The organism is Nostoc sp., assembly GCF_035638895.1.
In the GTDB taxonomy this organism is placed as follows: Bacteria; Cyanobacteriota; Cyanobacteriia; order Cyanobacteriales; family Nostocaceae; genus Nostoc.
The window spans coordinates 1-20,200 of sequence record NZ_DASQZC010000374.1; the positions used below are offsets into that span (position 1 = coordinate 1).

The 20,200-nt window shown below is 42.0% G+C and carries 19 protein-coding genes; 15 read left to right on the forward strand and 4 right to left on the reverse strand.

Translation table 11 applies throughout. The features are described 5' to 3' along the window. Positions 1 to 434: 434 nt before the first annotated feature. From VE944_RS18270 to VE944_RS18290, 5 genes are all read left to right on the forward strand, one after another. Positions 435 to 590, forward strand: coding sequence for a hypothetical protein (locus tag VE944_RS18270; RefSeq protein ID WP_324979820.1), 156 nt, complete (start codon positions 435 to 437; stop codon positions 588 to 590). Between the two features lie 179 nt (positions 591 to 769). After that, positions 770 to 1,339 (forward strand): photosystem I assembly protein Ycf4, encoded by a 570-nt coding sequence (locus VE944_RS18275; protein WP_324979885.1) that lies wholly within the window; start codon positions 770 to 772, stop codon positions 1,337 to 1,339. Between the two features lie 473 nt (positions 1,340 to 1,812). Beyond that, positions 1,813 to 2,610, forward strand: coding sequence for a peptidylprolyl isomerase (locus VE944_RS18280; protein WP_324979823.1), 798 nt, complete (start codon positions 1,813 to 1,815; stop codon positions 2,608 to 2,610). Between the two features lie 92 nt (positions 2,611 to 2,702). After that, positions 2,703 to 3,845 carry a beta-ketoacyl-ACP synthase gene (locus VE944_RS18285; RefSeq protein ID WP_324979826.1) on the forward strand — a complete coding sequence of 381 codons (1,143 nt, stop codon included), beginning with the start codon at positions 2,703 to 2,705 and terminating at the stop codon, positions 3,843 to 3,845. A 316-nt stretch (positions 3,846 to 4,161) separates the two neighbouring features. Further along, complete coding sequence (locus tag VE944_RS18290) at positions 4,162 to 5,451, forward strand: Glu/Leu/Phe/Val family dehydrogenase (protein WP_324979829.1); 1,290 nt, start codon at positions 4,162 to 4,164, stop codon at positions 5,449 to 5,451. 222 nt (positions 5,452 to 5,673) lie between these two features. Here the strand turns inward: VE944_RS18290 and VE944_RS18295 are convergent, their stop codons facing one another. After that, entirely contained in the window at positions 5,674 to 6,792 is a 1,119-nt protein-coding gene (locus VE944_RS18295; RefSeq protein WP_324979832.1) for a Gfo/Idh/MocA family protein, read from the reverse strand. A gap of 437 nt (positions 6,793 to 7,229) precedes the next feature. Between VE944_RS18295 and VE944_RS18300 the strand changes: the two genes are divergently transcribed. The 8 genes from VE944_RS18300 (at position 7,230) to VE944_RS18335 (ending at position 13,676) form a co-directional block, all read left to right on the forward strand. Further along, complete coding sequence (locus VE944_RS18300; protein ID WP_324979835.1) at positions 7,230 to 7,391, forward strand: DEAD/DEAH box helicase family protein; 162 nt, start codon at positions 7,230 to 7,232, stop codon at positions 7,389 to 7,391. A 290-nt stretch (positions 7,392 to 7,681) separates the two neighbouring features. Continuing rightward, a complete protein-coding gene (locus VE944_RS18305) occupies positions 7,682 to 8,149 on the forward strand; it encodes a DUF29 domain-containing protein (protein ID WP_324979838.1) in 468 nt (155 codons plus the stop codon). 268 nt (positions 8,150 to 8,417) lie between these two features. Then, on the forward strand, positions 8,418 to 9,080 hold the full coding sequence (locus VE944_RS18310) for a hypothetical protein (protein WP_229556860.1): 663 nt from the start codon (positions 8,418 to 8,420) through the stop codon (positions 9,078 to 9,080). 56 nt (positions 9,081 to 9,136) lie between these two features. Next, a complete protein-coding gene (locus VE944_RS18315) occupies positions 9,137 to 10,459 on the forward strand; it encodes a four-carbon acid sugar kinase family protein (protein ID WP_324979841.1) in 1,323 nt (440 codons plus the stop codon). Between the two features lie 141 nt (positions 10,460 to 10,600). After that, positions 10,601 to 11,641 (forward strand): septum site-determining protein MinC, encoded by a 1,041-nt coding sequence (gene minC / locus VE944_RS18320; protein ID WP_324979844.1) that lies wholly within the window; start codon positions 10,601 to 10,603, stop codon positions 11,639 to 11,641. A gap of 168 nt (positions 11,642 to 11,809) precedes the next feature. Next, positions 11,810 to 12,616 carry a septum site-determining protein MinD gene (gene minD, locus VE944_RS18325; RefSeq protein WP_229556863.1) on the forward strand — a complete coding sequence of 269 codons (807 nt, stop codon included), beginning with the start codon at positions 11,810 to 11,812 and terminating at the stop codon, positions 12,614 to 12,616. Between the two features lie 36 nt (positions 12,617 to 12,652). Then, positions 12,653 to 12,943, forward strand: coding sequence for a cell division topological specificity factor MinE (gene minE, locus VE944_RS18330; protein ID WP_324979849.1), 291 nt, complete (start codon positions 12,653 to 12,655; stop codon positions 12,941 to 12,943). A 181-nt stretch (positions 12,944 to 13,124) separates the two neighbouring features. Further along, entirely contained in the window at positions 13,125 to 13,676 is a 552-nt protein-coding gene (locus tag VE944_RS18335) for a DUF3592 domain-containing protein (protein ID WP_324979853.1), read from the forward strand. 84 nt (positions 13,677 to 13,760) lie between these two features. Here VE944_RS18335 and VE944_RS18340 read toward each other — a convergent pair whose 3' ends face one another. Further along, positions 13,761 to 15,083, reverse strand: a complete 1,323-nt coding sequence (locus tag VE944_RS18340; RefSeq protein WP_324979856.1) for a hypothetical protein — start codon at positions 15,081 to 15,083, stop codon at positions 13,761 to 13,763. A gap of 840 nt (positions 15,084 to 15,923) precedes the next feature. Here VE944_RS18340 and fmt point away from each other — a divergent pair. Next, positions 15,924 to 16,955 carry a methionyl-tRNA formyltransferase gene (gene fmt / locus VE944_RS18345; protein WP_324979859.1) on the forward strand — a complete coding sequence of 344 codons (1,032 nt, stop codon included), beginning with the start codon at positions 15,924 to 15,926 and terminating at the stop codon, positions 16,953 to 16,955. Positions 16,956 to 17,020: 65 nt separating this feature from the next. Here the strand turns inward: fmt and VE944_RS18350 are convergent, their stop codons facing one another. Together VE944_RS18350 and VE944_RS18355 are read right to left on the reverse strand one after the other, a co-directional pair. Continuing rightward, a complete protein-coding gene (locus tag VE944_RS18350; protein ID WP_324979861.1) occupies positions 17,021 to 17,383 on the reverse strand; it encodes a DUF6464 family protein in 363 nt (120 codons plus the stop codon). Positions 17,384 to 17,489: 106 nt separating this feature from the next. Then, a complete protein-coding gene (locus VE944_RS18355; RefSeq protein WP_324979888.1) occupies positions 17,490 to 19,001 on the reverse strand; it encodes a hydroxysqualene dehydroxylase in 1,512 nt (503 codons plus the stop codon). A gap of 274 nt (positions 19,002 to 19,275) precedes the next feature. Between VE944_RS18355 and VE944_RS18360 the strand changes: the two genes are divergently transcribed. Beyond that, a complete protein-coding gene (locus VE944_RS18360) occupies positions 19,276 to 20,175 on the forward strand; it encodes a class I SAM-dependent methyltransferase (RefSeq protein WP_324979865.1) in 900 nt (299 codons plus the stop codon). The last annotated feature ends 25 nt before the right edge of the window (positions 20,176 to 20,200 follow it).

A 20,200-nucleotide genomic window follows, 5' to 3' on the forward strand; every position in this document is an offset into this window, starting at 1 on the left:
ACTACTCAGGGTTTTTGCCTGATACACAGAAGCAAATCAGTCATGAAACACAAACCTTATAAATAATATGAATATCAGAAATTTTACAATTTGACACAACTTTTCTCAGAAATGTAAAAAAATTTAGTCTACCTCGACGTAGATAGGGAACTCATTCCCAAAAGGTGAAAAACAGGCAGGGAGCAGGGGAGAAAGAGGACAGAGGGGCAGGGGAAGCAGAGGGAGCAGGGGGAGAAAAGAATTACTGAACAATAACCCTCTTTGCTCAAGAGCCTTGCCTGCCTCCTCTGCTTATCCGAACCGTATTTGGGGAAAAAGAATTTTTATCAGCCACTGAGTGTAGAAATTTAAGACTTAGCGCCCTAACAAATTATACAAGTAGCAGGAACAGGGAAGGGGGCGGTTGAGTTTTTGTCAACAATGTTTGGTAAAATGTGGATGGTTACTTCGCCGCCACAGTCGTTGATACACCTCTGGAAAACTATGTGAAACGTTGGACAAGGAAAAAGGAAGTTGGCACATCTTGGCTAATACAAATAGCCTGTGTGGTTTGTCCCTTAGTCCAAGTAAGGCATCATCCGGGACAGTAAAATTTGTAGGGTACAGAGTAAAAAATTCATCGTCTACGGTAAAGTATACCGTGGACTTAAGACAGAGCTTCAATGCCTCCTAAGCAATAGCTGATTGGTATAGAAGCACACACTCTATGCAAAAGCATTAAGTGTGCAAGTATGTGACAGCGAGTATCTCACGGGGCAATGGTAGTTCAATGACGGCATCAACAACGATTAACAAAGGCGATCGCCTCCTGCATCAAAATGTTCTCGGTTCTCGTCGGTTCAGTAATTACTGCTGGGCAACTATCGTTACCTTGGGAGCAAGCGGCTTTTTATTGGCTGGGATATCCAGTTATTTAAAAATTAATTTACTCATAGTTTCCGATCCAACTCAACTGGTATTCGTCCCCCAAGGATTGGTAATGGGGCTATATGGTACTGCTGGCTTGCTATTAGCTACATACCTGTGGCTAGTGATTTTATGGGACGTAGGAGGCGGTTACAACGAATTTAATCAGGAAACTGGCACAATCAAAATATTCCGTTGGGGATTTCCTGGCAAAAACCGCCGGATTGAGATTGACGGCCGCATACAAGATGTGCAGTCCGTGCGAATAACCGTCAAAGAAGGCCTTAATCCCCTTCGCGCCCTCTATCTTCGCATTAAGGGCCGGCGAGATATACCCTTGACACGGATTGGACAACCGTTATCTTTAACAGAGTTGGAAACAGAAGGCGCAAAATTAGCACGCTTTTTGGGAGTGTCACTAGAAGGACTTTAATTAATTGGGTATGGAGCATTGGGCATTGGAAGAGAAGAACTCAAGACCAATGACCAATGATTAACGATAAGATACTCTGGGTGAACTACTCAGACTTGCCTGCGGCTGGAGTCTGAGCTTCCCAACTCATCGGGAACAGCCTCAAAAAACGCAAATAGTTTTTTTTGGTCTTACATTCCCTCCAAGGGCAGGAATCTTGGTTCCCAAGACCCAAATCTTTCCCTTCTCCCAAGGGGAGACGCCAAGGGCGATGCGACACTTACCTATATAGCTTGGTTTTCGCTTACGGCATTGGTGGTCAAGACGAATATCTTACCAGAAAATCTTGGGTATTCGTCATCCATCTGGTATAAATTTATTGCTGATGCAAAAAATCAATACCAGATGCAATCCTCATCCCCCGCTCCCTATGCCCACCCTACGAGTAGGTTGAGGGTGGGAACTTCCGCGATCCATTAAACCAGTAACTGGCAATGCGTTTAAAAATTTCACAATTTTTGTTTTCTCTTGTGATTATCAGTGCTTTGATGTTGGGAGGATGTTCAACACAGCAAGTCGCTTCTAATACATCTTCTCCAATCTCGACAGCTACCTCGACCACAAACGAGGCAAGCACCAAGACAACTACTGAAGCAACATCTGTATCTCAAACTAATAGTGATATTCCTGGACTGGCAGATTTACCACGCCTCGAAGGCAAGGCTACTGTGGTGCTAACGGTTAAAGGCTCACCGATTACTATCGAAGTAGACGGCACTGATGCCCCCATTACAGCTGGCAACTTCGTAGATTTAGTGCAGAAGGGTGTCTACGATGGTTTAGTTTTCCATCGAGTTGTACGCGAACCCCAACCCTTTGTAGTTCAGGGGGGCGATCCTCAAAGCAAAGACCCAAAAGTTTCAGCAGACAGATTAGGAACTGGTAGCTATATTGACCCAAAAACGGGAAATGCTCGTTATATACCTTTAGAAGTTAAGGCGAAAGGTTCAGATACTCCGATTTACAATAAACCCTTTGATGCTACTGCTCAAGCCGTAGTATTACCCCATAAACAGGGTGCAGTAGCGATGGCGCGATCGCAAGCACCAGACTCGGCTTCTGCTCAGTTTTACATTGCTTTAGCAGATTTGGCATTCTTGGATGGTAACTATGCCGTGTTTGGCAATGTCACTCAAGGCTTTGATGTAGTGAACAAAATTCAGCAAGGCGATCGCATTGACTCCGCTAAAGTCACACAAGGTGCTGAAAATCTGAAAATACCCGGACAGTAGGAGGAAGAGGGCAGGGGGAGCAGGGGAGGCAGAGGAAGCAGGGGGAGAATAACTACAAACTCCTAACTTTTAACTCCTAACTCCTAAATTTAGTGAAAGTTCTTGTCACTGGTATTGGTTTAATTTCCGCCTTGGGCGGAAGCTTAGAGGATAGTTGGCAAAATTTGATCGCAGGTAAATCTGGAATTCGATTACATCAACCATTTCCAGAACTTTCACCACTTCCTCTAGGTTTGATTAGTCAACAACCATCTGAGTTAACAATGTTGACTCAGATGGTTGTTGCTTCTGCTTTGCAAGATTCTGGGTTAGTTCCACATGCAGCTGATTGTGCTGTAGTCATTGGATCGAGTCGCTCTTATCAAGCATCTTGGGAGAGGCTGGCGCGGCAAATGTATAAAGATGCGGAAAATTTGCCCGTTTCTGATTTTGAAAATTGGTTAGATATATTACCTCACATGAATGCGATCGCAGCTGCAAGACAAATCGGTGCATCAGGTATAGTTTTGGCACCGATGGCAGCTTGTGCAACTGGAATTTGGGCGATCGCTCAAGCAGCTTTGCTTATCCAAACTGGGCAATGTCAACAAGTGATCGCTGGCGCAGTGGAAGCGCCGATTACACCCCTAACTTTGGCTGGGTTTCAGCAGATGGGTGCTTTGGCGAAAACTGGGGCTTATCCCTTTGATTTGCACCGGGAAGGCTTAGTGTTGGGCGAAGGCGCAGCTGTGTTTGTCTTGGAATCAGCAGAGTTAGCAAAGCAGCGTCAAGCAAAAGTGTATGGTGAAATTCTCGGTTTTGGCTTAACTAACGACGCATATCATGGTAATTCACCAGAACCTGAAGGGAAAAGTGCGATCGCTGCCATCAAACAATGTCTAGAACGTAGCTGTCTCTCACCAGCCGATATTGATTACATTCATGCTCATGGCACAGCTACCCAGCTAAATGACCAAATGGAGAGCATGGTAATCCAGCGTTTGTTTCCCCAAGGGGTGGCAGTTAGTTCCACCAAGGGAAGCTCGGGCCACACATTAGGAGCATCTGGAGCTTTAGGTGTAGCTTTTTCTCTCATGGCATTAAAGCATCAAATTTTACCACCTTGTGTAGGATTGCAGCAGCCAGAATTTAATTTGGATATCGTTACATCTGCACGTTTAAGTAAAATTAGGCAAGTGCTATGTTGCAGTTTTGGCTTTGGGGGACAGAATGCAGCGATCGCACTAGCAAAGTAGAAACTTGTCAGTTTAACTATCTGACCGACATCATAAGCTCTTGCGCCTTTAATTTGCACTAATATTTTTTCAATATGATTGTGGGGTGGGCATCTTGCCCGCCCTGATAATGCAAGTTGTAAACGTAACAGCTTATATAAGTTTTAGTTAAGCATTTGTTTCTGATGTATAAACACCCTGTTTTTGCAGCTATACCAGGATATAAAATATAAAACTGTAACAAAAACTACAAAATTCCTATTTTCCGAAAAAAAAGGATAAGCTAAATACAGATGATATCCGGTTCGTAAAGATACCGTGATTAGGAGAAAATTTTATGATTTCAAAATCCCTGTTGCTGCCAGAACCTGCTTCTCCAGCGCATATATGCCCATTTGATCAAGCCTGTAGCTACTTAGAAGCGGCAGCTAAAGAATTAAATTTAAATCAGGGTTTGCTGGAAATTCTTAGCCACCCGCGTAAGGTTGTGACGGTTTCGATCCCCGTGAAATTAGATAATGGGGAAATACAGGTTCTTGCTGGACACCGGGTGCAGCACTCCGATGTTTTAGGCCCCTATAAGGGCGGAACCCGTTACCATCCGGCTGTGACATTACGGGAAGTATCCGCTCTAGCAATGCTGATGACCTGGAAATGTGCTTTGTTAGGTATTCCTTACGGTGGTGGGAAGGGTGGCATTCCCATAGATCCAAAACGCTACAGTGTTGGCGAATTAGAGCGAATCACCCGCCGTTATATCAGCGAGTTGATTAAAGATATTGGGCCTGCTGTAGATATTCCTGCCCCAGATGTGGGTACTTCGTCCCGTGAGATGGCTTGGATGATGGACACTTACTCTGTGAATGTTGGTCATGCTGTACCAGGGGTTGTAACTGGGAAACCAGTTTCTATTGGTGGTTCGCTAGGACGGGAAATGGCAACCGGACGTGGCGTGATGATTATTGTCCGTGAGGCGCTGGCACAGCAAGGTAAATCTTTAGCAGGAGTGAGAGTAGCTATTCAGGGTTTCGGTAACGTTGGTAGTGCCGCAGCAGAATTATTACATCAAGCAGGCGCGAAAGTTATTGCTGTTTCAACGGGTGCTGGAGGAATATTTTCCGAAGTCGGTCTTGATATTCCCAGGTTGAAAGTCTATGCTGCTGAAAATCGCAAGAGTATTGTAGGTTTCCCGCAATCTGTACCAATTAGCAATGCAGATTTATTAACTTTGCCCTGCGATGTTTTAATACCAGCAGCTTTAGAAAACCAAATCACTGAAGAAAATGTGAATCAAGTGCAAGCGCGAATTGTTGCAGAAGCGGCTAATGGGCCGATTACCCTTGAGGCTAACTTGGCGTTAGAGGCGCGGGGTGTGACAGTGCTACCCGATATATTGGCGAATGCTGGCGGTGTGGTAGTCAGCTATTTAGAGTGGGTGCAGGGTCTTTCCTACGTATTTTGGGATGAGGAGCGCGTTAACCGCGAAATGGAGCATTTGATGGTACAAGCTTACCATCGGGTGATTCAGCAGTCGGAGGTACGGCAAATTCCTCTGCGATTAGCTGCTTACACTATAGGGGTAGGTAGAGTGGCTCAAGCGCTGACTGACAGAGGTCTTTATCCTTAAGATTTAGGCATACACAGCAGGTTTTTAATTGAATAAATATGTAGGGGCACAACAATATAATATTGTGCCCTTATATATTATTAATAGCGAGTATTTTTATTAAGCGATCGCTACAAAATGACTAGTACTAAGTGTCTGTTCTCTGACAATCATCCACTCAGTACATTCTTTATCTAACCAAGCTTAATTTTGTGCAACTTCACAAATAATTAGTATTAGTAATCATTGTCCAGAAGGTGCAGCAGCATGAATCAAATCTGGCTTCTCGTCACTAGGAGGACGCTCAATAGTTTGATCCGATGTGGGGCGTTGATGGCGATCGCTAGTTTGGATCTGCACAGGTTGACGCATCTCAATTGACTGGTAAAGCGCTTGAATGATCGAAACGTCAATCAAGCCTTCTGTCCCAGATGGCTCTGGGTCTTTATCTTCGAGAATACAATCAGAGAAGTAAGTAAATTCAGCCGCTAGTTGATCGTGATCCTCAAAGGTACGCTCTTGGGTTTCACCATTAATTGTCAGGTAATGCTTGATTTCTCCCTGCCAAGGATATGCAGGATGTACTCGTAAATCGCCTTGAGTACCTATAATCTGATAGGTTGAAACACTTGCCCCTCCAAAGCTAGAGGTAAATGTTGCCAATCGCTCATTCGGGAAACGTAAGATGACACTAGCCATTTCTTCTACTTCGCTGAAGCGTTGTTCTCCGTTATTGGCAGCTACAGCAAATACTTCAGTTGGTTCATCTTGAAATAGGTAACGTGCAGCATTAATGCAGTAGATGCCAATATCATAGAGCGTCCCACCACCTGTAATATTTCGTAAACGAATATTGCCTCCTTCTACTTGCTGAGTAAAAACCGAGTTGAAAATTCGTGGTTCACCAATTTGCTTTGAACGCAAAATTTCAACTGCTTGTAAATTGGCTTTTTCTAAATGTAAACGGTAGGCAATCATCAGCTTCACATTATTGTCATTGGCAGCTTGAATCATTGCCTCACAATCTTTTTCTGTTACTGCCATTGGCTTTTCACATAATACATGAATTGCCTGATTAGCAGCCCGCACAGTATAGTCACAATGCAAGTGATTCGGCAGCGCAATATAAACTGCATCAATCTCGCCACTTGCCAAACAGTCCTCATATTCTTCGTAAGAGTAAGTATGATCTATACCATACTTTTTGCTCAGTTCTTCGTTTTTAGTGGGGTCATCTGAAACTAGTGCCACTAATTCTGAGTTTTCGGTGTTGGCAAACGAAGGTAAGGCAGCTTCTTGGGCAAACCAACCTAAACCAACGACAGCGTAGCGAATTTTGCGTTTACCATTTGTAGCGGTCATTTTTCTACTCCCTGATGAAGGAACAATTTCGTAATTTTTATGCACTAATTACGTGCAAAGATGGCTAAATGTTTATACAAACACTTTGGAAAAGTGTATTGTTACATCTTGTATATTCTCAACGACTTGTTAAATTAAAACCTCATTCTTTCAGTAAGCTTTAGTTTAGACTTAAGGAATATTTGCGGTATTGCACCTTAACTGAAACTCATAACCTCAGAATGATGGATACTGAGTATATAGCGTTAGCAGCCTAAGGCTATGACCCAAACCTTGAATGTCAGTTGAAAATTCCCACACATTTATTTGGTGCAGCCTTACAAAGAAGTGGTAGAAATCCTGAACATAACTAATTTGTGCTTGTATTTTATGTTACGACAAACAAGACAAATAAATACTTGGTACTTATGTAAACTAACCTCTCCCAACAGTGATTATTGCTTCTGCGTCAAGCGTTTGATAACTCCACAGATGACTTTCGCCCTGGACAGTGGGAAGCTATTGAAGAATTACTTCAGGAGCGATCGCGTTTACTTGTTGTCCAACGCACTGCTTGGTGTAAAAGTCTAGTTTATCCCTTTATTCTTAATTATTTATAGCAACCAAAAGATGCAAAAGCTCTGGCGGAATGTCTGGATGTCAGACTATCTCAAATGCAGGATTGGTTAAATAGGGCTGTGAATGAAGGTAAGGTTAGAAAAATTAATAAACCAGTCCCTTATATAATTAATCAACCAATAACTCAACTTTCTTTATTATGATGGTGTTAAAGAGAGTATTTTTATTTTGGTGAGAGATTAGAGGCAATTCTGAGTATTCAAAACCTGAAGCATAATTGGTGTATAAAACACAAACTTTCTAATAAAAATAATAGGAGTTGAAAAAGTGTATGGTGATACAAAGAAAACCAGCAACTCAAACCTTATACGACCAAGATTATTACCTGTGGCTGAGGACAACTATCAATCAACTTCGTGCTGGACAGTTTTCTGCTGTTGATTTAGATAATTTGTTAGAAGAATTAGAAACTATGGGTAGGAGCCAGAAGCGAGCAATTGAAAGTTTATTAATTAAGCTTCTTCAACATCTACTAAAACTCCAGTATTGGGATGAAGAAAGAGAACGTAATCAAGGACATTGGAAAGGAGAAATCAGGACTTTTCGTAGAGAGATTAAAAAAACTCTTAAAGACAGCCCTAGCTTAAAACCTTACATTTTAGAAATATTTGATGAATGTTATCAAGATGCAAGGAAAGAAGCAAGCGATCGCTCTCAACTTCCCATTGATACATTCCCTGTTGCAATTCTTGGCTCTTTAGAACAAATTTTAGATGAAAACTGGTTTCCTAGTCATTAGTCATTTGTCATTTGTCATTTGTTCAAGAGATACCACGCCCACCCAACGGCAAAGCTCAACTTGATGTCCGCTTAAACGCGATCGCCTACATAAGTACTGTATTGTATCCAAAATAGAGGAAAAAATAAGTACAAATGCTTTTTAGCTTGATCTAATTGTGTTCTACAGTCTGCTTTTTATCATAACTATACGTAACCATCCATTGCTTATCTACCAAACCCGATTAAAATAAATACGCAACTTGGGCTTCCATAGGAGTTATCCAGCCGTGCAGCCGGACTTAATAGGCTTGGAAATTAGTAAGGGGGAACTGAGACGTTTGACTGGGTTCGATCCAGAAGACGTTTTTCGCCCCTCGGTTTTGCGAGATAGCAAGAAGCGATTAGGGTTTTTTATCAATGAAATGCTGGTGACGCTGGCGCTAACGCCAATAATTGTTGGTTTTGTTTACGCATTTATTATTCTGCCAACAATTGGTTCTTCAATTCGACTAGGAATTCTTTTACTCATTTTAGTGCCAATGCCAATATTAGTGGGGCGATGGCTGTGGCGGCAGTTGACCTGTCCTGAAGGACTGACAATACTTTTAGACGAAGTTGATAAATATCATGACCTGGTTAGCGCCATCGATATTAATGACCAATTAGCAGCATCAGGAAACGTAGAAAGCAGTTTCCATGACCGAGATCAAGTAATCGCGGCCCTGCAACTAATTAGAGAAGATTTAGTCCGCGCTCTGAAAACGGAACGAATTTTGCGGGATAATAAAAAATTGCTTGCTAATAACCAAGAGTTATTTGTGAATAATTTAGCCAGTCTGCAAGCTTTACAAGTTAGTAGTCAAGCAGGCGAATATGCTCAACTGCTAAATCAATCATTGCAAATTGCGATCGATGTGCAAGCAGAAATCAGAAAATTGCACAAAGGCTGAGTAGAGTTTTTCTTTGCTGATGACTTTTTTAAAAAACAATCGCCCCGTTGACCTAAATGAGCAACAAACCAAAAATAATTGTCCTGGATGATGACCCTACTGGTTCTCAAACAGTCCACAGCTGCTTGCTGCTAATGCACTGGGATGTGGACACTTTACGCATCGGGTTGCAGGATGATTCGCCGATTTTCTTTGTGCTGACTAATACTAGATCGCTAACGCCAGAGTCAGCTGCATCTGTCACTAAAGAAGTTTGCCATAACCTGAAAATCGCTTTGAATGCTGAAGGAATTGACGATTTTTTGATTGTCAGCCGTTCTGATTCTACTTTGCGAGGACATTATCCCATTGAAACTGATGCGATCGCACAAGAACTCGGCCCTTTTGATGCTCATTTTCTCGTACCAGCTTTTTTTGAGGGGGGACGCATCACTCGTGACAGCGTTCATTACTTAATTATCGGCGATGTACCCACCCCAGTGCATGAAACTGAATTTGCCCATGATTCAGTCTTCAGCTACCATCACAGTTACTTACCCAAGTATGTCGAAGAAAAGACTCAAGGACAAATTAGTGCCGAAGCTGTAGAAAGGTTTCTCCTAGCTGATATTCGCGCTGGTAGTTTGGAGAGCTTGCTACAACTGAGTGGTAATAAGTGCGCTGTTGTAGATGGTGAAACTCAAGATGATCTCAACCGCTTTGCAGTAGACATATTAGCAGCAGCAAGTCAAGGGAAACGATTTCTATTTCGCAGTGCAGCAAGTATTTTAACAGCTTTAGCTGCTTTACCACCCCAACCCATTGCTGCCGAAAATATGGCGCAGTACGTGCGGCAAGGCAAACCAGGTGTGGTGATTGTTGGTTCCCATGTGAAAAAGACTACCCAGCAATTAGAGGCGCTATTGCAAGTAGAAGGAACAGTGGGAATTGAAGTGAATGTAGCGCGATTACTTGATGATGCAAATCAATCTGCGGCATTGCTAACTGAAATCCAAGAAAGTACACGGGCGGCACACGAAGTTGGCAAAACACCAGTGGTTTATACTAGCCGTCAGGAACTGAATTTTAAAGATGTCAAAACACGATTGGAGTTTGGGGAAAAAGTTTCAGGTTTATTGATGGATATTGTGCGCGGTTTACCATCTGATATAGGATTCTTAATCAGCAAGGGTGGCATTACTTCTAATGATGTCTTGAGTACTGGACTAGCTTTAACTTCAGCCCGTTTACTCGGTCAAATTTTAGCTGGTTGTTCAATGGTGTTAACGCCATCCGATCATCCCCAGTTTCCTGATTTACCTGTGGTGCTGTTTCCAGGTAATGTTGGTGATGCTGATGCCTTGGGGACAGTTTATCAGAGGTTGACCGTGCCAATTTGAGATTTGAGATTTGAAATTAAATAATCTTTTGCTTCATGCCAGACTAACTTCTTGCTACGCGCTTTTAGCCCTCGTGGGTAATACAAATCCAAAATTTAAAATCCAAAATCTGTGTATTCTTTGTCTTTTGGCTAGTACTTCATGACTTCTGATTCTGCTGTTCCCGATCTAAAGTCAAATTCTGCACTTCCTAATGCAGAAGCAAACTCTATCCTTTCTGAGGTAGAGGTAAATCCTACTGTTTCTGATGTAGAGTCAGATCCTATCCCCCCTGATGCGGAGTTAAAATCCATCCTCCTTTATCTAAAATCAAATACTGTCCTTGAAGATGTAGAGTCAAATCCTGCTAACCCAGATGTAGATTCAAATACTGAGCCGACATCAGATTTTATTCTTACTGATTTAAATCCTAATGAGTCAGCAATATCAGGGTATCGCGTAAATGAGAATAGTCAAGTCCAGTTAAAAAGTAAGGAGGGACGGCTTTCATTAATTCTGCCTCCGGAATCTCAAGTATCTGCCTCAGAACTGAGTTGGTCTGATATTTGGCAACAAATAAGGCAACGTTTGAATGCAGGCGATCGCTTCCGTATATCTAATACACCTGTGCATCTTATGGCACAAGATCGCCTAGTAGATGCCAGACAACTCCAAGAACTCGCCGAGGCTTTGAGTGAAGTGCAACTGCGGCTAATATCAGTCTCAACTAGTCGTCGGCAAACTGCGATCGCAGCCGTCACATCTGGGTATTCTGTAGAACAACTACAGCCCGTAACTTCTTTGAATTCCGAGCCCAAAGCCACAGCCATACCTCAAGAAGATGCCCTTTATTTAGAAATAACAGTCCGTTCTGGAGTAGAAATTCGTCATCCTGGTACAGTAATTATCTTGGGAGATGTAAATCCAGGTGGTATTGTAATTGCAGATGGAGATATTATCATCTGGGGTCGCCTACGTGGAATCGCTCATGCTGGTGCTGGAGGCAATCGTGAGTGTCTGATTATGGCTTTGCAAATGGAACCAACCCAACTACGGATCGCAGATGCTGTAGCTAGGGCACCAGAAAAATCGCCAATGCAGTTTTCTCCAGAGGTGGCACATATTACGCCCCAAGGAATTCGTATCGCTAGGGCTACTGATTTTTCCAGAAACCAATTTACCAAGAGCAATCAAGAGCCATAAATATTTACTTAAAGGATGAAGTAGATAAAGATGAAATAAAGCAAATATTTATGCATCGCCCTGATGAGGGAGACCAGATATTTCTTCATACTTGATACGATACTTCATACTTTATACTGCAACTTACTGTTTTATATTTTCTGAACCCTTATTGACCGTATTTCTATCATGACTCGCATTATTGTGATTACCTCCGGCAAAGGAGGAGTGGGTAAAACCACAGTTTCAGCAAATCTGGGCATGGCTTTAGCCAAAATGGGGCGTCAAGTTGCCTTGGTTGATGCGGATTTTGGTCTGAGAAATTTGGATTTGCTGCTAGGGCTAGAAAACCGCATCGTCTATACTGCGGTGGAAGTCTTAGCCAGAGAGTGCCGCTTAGAACAAGCCTTGGTGAAAGATAAGCGCCAACCCAATCTCGTACTTTTGCCGGCAGCCCAAAATCGCTCTAAAGATGCAGTCACGCCTGAACAGATGAAGTTATTGGTGAATGCACTGGCGCAAAAATATCAGTACGTGATTATCGATAGTCCTGCCGGTATTGAAAATGGGTTTAAAAATGCGATCGGCCCAGCAAAAGAAGCGCTAGTTATCAGCACACCAGAAATTTCCTCAGTTCGTGACGCTGACCGGGTAGTGGGGTTACTTGAGGCACAAGGTATCAAGCGTGTTCATTTAATAATTAACCGCATCAGACCCGCAATGGTGCAGGCAAATGATATGATGTCAGTGCAAGATGTTCAGGAACTTCTCGCCATTCCCCTGATCGGGGTAATCCCTGACGACGAGCGTGTTATTGTATCTACCAATCGTGGCGAACCCTTAGTGTTAGCGGAAAATCCCTCTTTAGCTGCCACAGCCTTTGAGAACATTGCTCGTAGATTAGAAGGGGAAAGTGTCGAATTTCTGGAGATCGACTCGTCCCAAGACAGCTTCTTCGCCCGTATACGAAGGTTGTTCAGGACAAAGATTGTTTAACTTACTTTTCCAGTCTCCGCGCCAGACCTATTCGTAATGATTGAACTTCTAGAACGACTTTTTTCTCGCGGTACTGATAGCAGTCGAACTCAAGTCAAACGTCGCCTGCAATTGGTGATTGCTCACGATCGCGCTGATTTAGACCCTCAAACGTTGGAGAAAATGCGGAAAGAAATCCTAGATGTAGTCTGTCGCTATGTCGAAATTGAGACGGAGGGCTTGGAGTTCTCCTTAGAAAGCAACCAACGAACTACAGCTTTAATTGCTAATTTGCCCATCCGCCGAGTCAAAGGAGCTATACCTGAATGGGAAAGGGATGATAAATAAGTCTTATAATTTTACTTATAATGCGGTGAAATTATCGCCAATTACGACGAATCATCCCAACTTTTGAATTAATAAAAGTTTTTATAAAAAAGTGATTCTACGTCAAATGAGTTGAGATAAAACAGTATCTGATTTGGGCATACTTACATAAAAGTATTATCGATACTATGTTTAGCCTTGTATGTCACGGCTTAAAATAATCTTTTTTCGTATCACCTTGCTCGCATCTGCCGCGATTTTTATTGGGCTGGCTGCTTTATTTGGGGTGATGGTTATTACAATCACTGGATTGTCACTCTGGTCAACTCTAACCCAACCACGCATTCAATGGGAATCCACTTCTGCAACCGTAGTTCGTCGAGAAACCTTTACCTTTACAAAGTCTGAGCCAGAGGGTAAAAAACTGAGCTGTCCGGTGATTCGATTTACGGTTCAAGGTCAGCAGTATGAAGAACAAAGTGAACCTTGCGTTATAAAACGCCGTCCTTGTCAAGATTCAAGGCGTCACAAGTGTCCCAGAGATCCTCAATTTGACAAGGGACAAATCGTAAAGGTTTGGTACGATCGCACCAAACCTCAAAACACTTTTATTGGAACTACTGCACCTGCTCAATCTAGCTTGGGAGATGCTATTAAAGTATTTTTTACTCTAGCAGTGCCAACTGGAGTTTTTCTTGTGGTTGCTAAAGTGATGCTAGAGGCTACAAAGCAGCTTGGAAAGACTCAGGAGTAACCTAGTCGGTCACTGTCCTAAGCCTTACTGACGCAAATGCGGCTTACGAAATAAAGGGAGATTATAAAATTTTCTTTCCCTAAATTATCGATAGGCTACTTGTGGCCCTGCCCAAATTTCTGTAACCTTTTTACCAAAAGTAATCGGCTTATCTTCGTCTGTTGTGGGTACAGTCTTACCATCATTAGCAACTTGCATTAATGGCCAGTTTTCCTCACCTAATTCACCTGCACGGAACAATACATGATCCGGTTGCCTTTTACTCCAACCTAACAATACTGCAATTTTGTCATGTTCTTCTTCATTTGCATTAGCAGGAGCAACTGTATTAGCGTGATTTTTTAGCCGATCCCAAATCACTGCACTATCTGTAGAATCACCCGTATTAAATATACCTTCAAATTTACGTGCTAAGAAGCGATCGCCTTTTTCTGACCAGCTAACTGGAACTAATACCCCAATTTTACCACTCGGAGCAGTTTCTTCAGACGACGCACCCTTTACAGCTTTTACCTGTAATAAAGGATCGCTAACAGGAGTAGTTGAAGCCATCACCCACAACTTCTTGGTGTGCATATCTTGGACAAACAGCACGCTAGTTACACGGCTGTTGTACATTTGGGGTTTTACCTCCAGTTGCACCCGGCTATAAACTGCATATTTCCCATCTGGAGAAACCACAGGTACACTGCGGTAGTGACGCACTCCCGAACCACCCTTGGAACCAATAGCTTCTTGAGTCGCTGTAATCCATTTCCAAGGAATAGGATGAGGACTACCTATGGGATCTATTTGCTCTGCTTGGGACTCATCGCGTGGTTCAGAAACAGGTATTTCTGTTGTTGTGGTTGGTTGTGATTCTCTAAGAGTTGGTGCTACTTGAGTTGCTGTCAATGATTCAGTTAAGGAATTTTCTCTAGAGAGAGAATTTTCTGCTCCTTTCAAAGACTTGATATTAGCAGCTTTAAGTTTTCGGATTAAATTAAGCTGACTAACAGGAACATCAGTTAATGGTGCGAGTTCAACTGCTGCCAAAGAATCAGGAATAGTTAAATCGCTGCTTGACACAGAACTATGTATCTGAGCCAAAGACTCTATTTTATCGGCTGGTAATACTTGCGGTTCCTGAACAGCAATACTTTGTGTTGGTACATCAAATTTTTCTATTAAGGAGTCGGTTTGCTCTGTTTTTGATATTTCAGCTATCTCAGGTTCCCCAACTATGGCTATTTCCTTTGATACAGAGTCAGAATCTCCAGTCATCGAAGTTAGTTTAGATACTTCGGATTTTACCGGGAATGGGTGAGCCGATGCCCCTAATAAGGGTGCAATAAGTATTACAACGACAACGTAATTGAGAAATGGTTGGGCGCGGAACCATCCTGACAGCAAAAGGGGTTTAAGCATTTGTAGACTCTCTAGAGGGGCGGTTGCTATGTGAGAAGCAATACCTATGCAGCAATGGGCAGGCGGTAATTATATGTATAACAAGAAACTAAAAACTTTGACGATATATTTTCTGCAAAGTTTGCAGAGTTTTACAAAAATAATTAAGTATCATTGTCTACACTTTTTATTACTCCGGTAGTGAATGTTTTTTACAGGAATATGCGAGTATAGTAAATATGCTGACAAGTCAGTAATTACTACACAATATGTAATCTTGCTAGTTGCTATTCCTAACCACACCAAAAACAGGTATTAGTCAACGAATATTCAGCGTGTAATAACGCTGGCAACTAAGAGTGAGATAAATCGCCTATTGGGGATCGTACTAGCGATCGCTAGTACACAACAAATAAGCCAGGTTACACACTAATATAAGAGGGCAAACCCTCATAATGGTAAACGTGAGGCGTTAGGTGAAAAGCTCTTAAGGCAGATGTACAATACATCATAGCTCAGAAAATACTGCTGTCAGCAACCCAAAGTTATAAACTGCAATCTTAACTACAGAAATAGTTAGAAGACGCAATAGTATTTTAGAAACCCAATTGCATTTAACGGCAATTTGGGGCAAATTATCGGGAACACAACAAAATTTACTCGGTAGATGCTTTAGCGGATCGTGACGAGACACCACTAAACTATTAAGCTCACTAAACGTAGATGCAATTGATACTTGTCAACTTAACTATTAAGTTAATCAAGAAGCCTTTTGTTTCACCAATACGAAAATATTGTACCACCAAACAGCCGATATTATTTACCATTAATTAATCACTAACGATTCACAACTAATTATTAATGAAAATTGTATTCTTTGGTACACCGCAGTTTGCTGTACCCACGTTGGAAAAGTTATTGAATCATTCAGAATTTGAAGTGTTGGCAGTTGTCACCCAACCAGATAAACGCCGGGAGCGCGGAAATAAAGTTACGCCCTCACCTGCAAAAGCGATCGCTACTGCTCACAACCTACCAGTATGGCAACCCGAACGGGTGAAAAAAGACACCGAAACTTTAACCAAACTTAAACAATTAGATGCAGATGTGTTTGTTGTTGTCGCTTATGGACAGATATTATCGTCAAAAATCCTAAATATGCCAAAATTGGGCTGCATTAATGTGCATGGCTCGATTTTACCGAAATATCGTGGTGCAGCGCCGATTCAGTGGTGCTTGTACAACGGTGAGAAGGAAACGGGGATCACGACAATGTTAATGGATGTGGGGATGGATACCGGGGCAATGCTACAAATAGCCACTACACCGATTAAATTATTAGATACTGCCCAAGATGTAGCCGACAGACTAGCTGCGATCGGTGGGGATTTGTTGGTAGAAACTCTGTTGAAGTTGGAACGCCAGGAAATTCAACCAATTCCCCAAGATAATTTGGAAGCTACTTATGCACCTCTGATTCAAAAACAAGATTATGGTTTGGATTGGTCAAAAAGTGCTATGCAATTACACAATCAAATCAGAGGCTTTTACCCTAACTGCACCGCTACCTTTCGTGACAACCTGCTGAAAATCACCGCTTCTGCTCCCCTTAGTTCTGTAAGCGATGTCTGGCGACAAGCCGCTCCGCGTCTACGCGATCTCCCACCAGAATTACACGATTTACTGCATAAATTGCCGGATTTGTCAAATGTATCAGACAGACTAGGAGAAGTAGTCAGCATTGTCAAAGGAATTGGTGCGATCGTCCAGACTGGGGAAGGTTTGTTGCTGTTGCGAGAAGTTCAGCTAGCTGGTAAACGTCCCCAGTCGGGATGGGATTTTGTTAATGGTACCCGCTTAACTGTGGGAGAAGTTTTTGGTGCGGGGAGTTGAGGAGTTGTCAATTTTAGATTTTGAATTAGAGAAAAAATCTAAAATTTAAAATCTAAAATCTAAAATCAAATGGTTTCTAACTTTTCATAAAAGCGGCAAGATTCGCAAGGGCCATCTGGGTTGACTGCACACCGCATGATTTCTGAATGAGCATTATAGGAGCAGGTAGCATCGCCAATTACCCACCGCCCTGCTACCAAACTTTTCTCAGATGGTCGTTTAGCCGACTGCACGTAAATGGCAATATTATGCAAGCGATAGCGCCCTGCTCTAAGTTGGTATCGATGGCGGCGTTCTAAAACTGCGTAGGTTTTACCTTCAAAATCGAGATAATTTCCGGGTTGGGGTGTCCAATCAAGTTGCACTTTACCGAGTGACTCACGCGGATGCGTCAGAATCACCTCAGTTTGTAAAGAGTCTGGCTCCATAAGCTTATGTGATTTAATTTACATTATAAGGATGGTATCGCGATCGCTTTCTTTAGCTTACCGAATTTAGATTACAACTATTGATTAACTCTTCGCTTCCTACGGATTAGGGCAACCAAAAGTCTGGTAGAACAGATTTGCTTAAGTCACGGAAAGTTTGGTTGAGCGATCGCGCCACTTGGATATGCACTTCATCCTCTTCTACAGCTAAAATCTCAGATGGCTGACCTTCTCCTAAATAAGACACCACCAAATTCGCCGCCTCCAAACCAGTAACATAAGCCTTTTCTTGTGACCAGGAACCATGACGGTTCACAATCCAATCCCCACTCATAAACACATTCTCAAAACTTGTCTTAGCGGGCAACATATAACGATAGCTACCAGGTGCAAAGTGAGTCACCGCTTGAGGTAGCCGAATTATACTGCTATCAATTATCTTTGCCTCCTGAAACGTCGGTATACAAGTTACTAAATAACGCTGAACTATTGTTAATATCTCCTCATCACTCAAATTGAGAAACTGATTCGCGTGATAGAAATCAGCCTCAATCACCGTTCCTGGCTCATCCCGATATTCATCATGTAGAGCATTCAAATCAAAAAACGTCCAACCTGTAGTTGCGTCGAATCCAAAGCAAGCATTAGAAGGACGAGGAATATCAATTTTGCGATCAAACCATAGTCGCGTTGCTAAAACATCAATTGCTCCTAAATTGCTCAAATTACGGAATTCTTCATGGCTTTGTAAACTAGGGCTAGTTGAGACAATTTTCTTCATCCCCGTGATCCCAACTGCAAAAATCACCGCATCTGCTTCAATTACTTCATCACCGCAAACCACACCCTTGGCTCGATGATTGCTATCAACAATTAAATCTGTAACTCGGCGCTTGGGTAATACTCGCGCACCAGCTTTTTCGATACGTTCCACCCAAGGACGAAATATTTTTTCTCCAACAGTTCCCCGACACCAAACTACATCAAAATCTGGTTGATGAGCCAGAATAAAAAAGTAAAGCATCCCTAAAGTTGCGGCGGCTGAACATTGTTCACCAGGGGCAAATAAGCCCACTAATAACATTGGTTCAAAAGCCTCGCGGTAAAGCCGTGCAGAAACATTAAAGTGTTTGAACAATTCACGGGCAGTTACAAAATCATAGCGCTGCCAAGCTGCATCAGAATTGTCAAAATCAACAACAGCATAAAGTAAAGGTAAGGCGCTGAGACGGTCAATTAGTGGCAACCGTTTAAATTGAGTGTAGAGAAAAGTTCCCAGTGGCGAGGGGAGCCGTGGTAAGTCTTGAAAAATTGGTGATTCAACTTCCAAACCTGCTGGCGAATATTGCGAAGAACGAGTCCAAGTAGTAAAAGGATTAATTCCTAATTCATTGATTAGGGAAAAAATATTTTTGTAAGGATACCAAAAGCCATGAATGCCAGCTTCAACAGATTTTCCTGCGGTTGTTTGCCAACCTGCTACCAATCCACCAGGATAGGGGCCTGCTTCTAGAAGCGTCACATCATAACCTTGTTTTGCCAAATGGTAGGTTGCTCCTAAACCAGCCCAACCTGCACCTACAACTACCACCCGTTTTTGTTGTGACCCTTCTACCATCCCAGCCTCCGATTGTTGCATATTAACTAATGTATACGAACTTGCCCTTCTCATCAGGTAACGGCTTGCGATTACAACGGTTTTCCTTTGGCTACAATACGTGCTTTGGTAGCATAGCTGTGCTACCCTACAAACCATATTCTATTGAATTAAAAACAGTTATAGACTTTGAGAAAGGCTAAGGTGGAGTAATTCAGTACAAATTGCTTGCGGTTAATGCTGAGTTAAGAGTATAACAGGAAACAGATTTAACTATTGATGAGGAATAATCATAATGTCTCAATTAGCAAATATAAAATCTAGTTTGAATGACTTTGAATTACGAGATGGCATTTATTTTCCTAACGACTATGAACAATTGAACAATACTCAACATAAAAAGAGATGGGACGCAATTGGTAAAACATACTATGGTTCCCAAAAAGTTGAAAAACTTGCAGATACATCGCCCATCAAACAAGATTACACTCTATTAACTGGCACACCTGGAGGTACTTGGAACAAATTTCCAATGAATAAATCTGTTGGTTCGATTTTGGAGATTGGTTCTGGTTATGGTCGCGCACCTTTGCATCTTTCTAAAGCGAAAAATTTGAGATGCGAAAAATATTATGGCGTTGATATTTCTGAACCTTTATTGCGGCGCTTAGTCAAGGTTAAGCAAGAATATAATTTTTTCCCAGAAGCTGAATTTAACTTGATTTGTACTTCTGCTGAAATATTGCCTTTAGAAGATAATTCTATAGATTTGGTAATTTCTAACTGCGTTTTTATGCATATCCCAGATGCACAATTAAGAAATTTGCTGGCTGATATATCTCGTGTGCTAAAGCCTGGTGGAATCTTCGTTTTTAATCATTCCTTTCACAATAAGTCTTGTCCTTCTCATATTATCCATAATTTTATCAGAAGGCTAAATCCATTTGTGAGAAATCCAGTTTATCTCAAGCAATATACATCTGCTGAAATAAATGAAATGTTGGCGACTGCTGGGATAAAAGCTAAGTGTCCCCAATACAGTGTTGAACCAACGCAAGAATATGCAATATTGCCGGAAACGATTAAAGGAATTCCAGTGCCGTTTGCTAATGCTATTAACAGAAGTCTTAAGCCTTCAGATGGTTTAAAAGAAACTTTGGCTTATGGTTTTAGCGCCTACAGTACTCAACTATAGCAATCTTAAATAATTCGCAAACAAT

Bases quoted from the DNA above. Each gene is read 5' to 3' on its own strand.
- VE944_RS18275 (WP_324979885.1), top strand. From the start codon at position 770: ATGACGGCATCAACAACGATTAACAAAGGCGATCGCCTCCTGCATCAA.
- VE944_RS18280 (WP_324979823.1), top strand. From the start codon at position 1,813: ATGCGTTTAAAAATTTCACAATTTTTGTTTTCTCTTGTGATTATCAGT.
- VE944_RS18290 (WP_324979829.1), top strand. From the start codon at position 4,162: ATGATTTCAAAATCCCTGTTGCTGCCAGAACCTGCTTCTCCAGCGCAT.
- VE944_RS18295 (WP_324979832.1), bottom strand. From the start codon at position 6,792: ATGACCGCTACAAATGGTAAACGCAAAATTCGCTACGCTGTCGTTGGT.
- VE944_RS18305 (WP_324979838.1), top strand. From the start codon at position 7,682: ATGGTGATACAAAGAAAACCAGCAACTCAAACCTTATACGACCAAGAT.
- VE944_RS18315 (WP_324979841.1), top strand. From the start codon at position 9,137: ATGAGCAACAAACCAAAAATAATTGTCCTGGATGATGACCCTACTGGT.
- minC (WP_324979844.1), top strand. From the start codon at position 10,601: ATGACTTCTGATTCTGCTGTTCCCGATCTAAAGTCAAATTCTGCACTT.
- minD (WP_229556863.1), top strand. From the start codon at position 11,810: ATGACTCGCATTATTGTGATTACCTCCGGCAAAGGAGGAGTGGGTAAA.
- minE (WP_324979849.1), top strand. From the start codon at position 12,653: ATGATTGAACTTCTAGAACGACTTTTTTCTCGCGGTACTGATAGCAGT.
- VE944_RS18335 (WP_324979853.1), top strand. From the start codon at position 13,125: ATGTCACGGCTTAAAATAATCTTTTTTCGTATCACCTTGCTCGCATCT.
- VE944_RS18340 (WP_324979856.1), bottom strand. From the start codon at position 15,083: ATGCTTAAACCCCTTTTGCTGTCAGGATGGTTCCGCGCCCAACCATTT.
- fmt (WP_324979859.1), top strand. From the start codon at position 15,924: ATGAAAATTGTATTCTTTGGTACACCGCAGTTTGCTGTACCCACGTTG.
- VE944_RS18350 (WP_324979861.1), bottom strand. From the start codon at position 17,383: ATGGAGCCAGACTCTTTACAAACTGAGGTGATTCTGACGCATCCGCGT.
- VE944_RS18355 (WP_324979888.1), bottom strand. From the start codon at position 19,001: ATGGTAGAAGGGTCACAACAAAAACGGGTGGTAGTTGTAGGTGCAGGT.
- VE944_RS18360 (WP_324979865.1), top strand. From the start codon at position 19,276: ATGTCTCAATTAGCAAATATAAAATCTAGTTTGAATGACTTTGAATTA.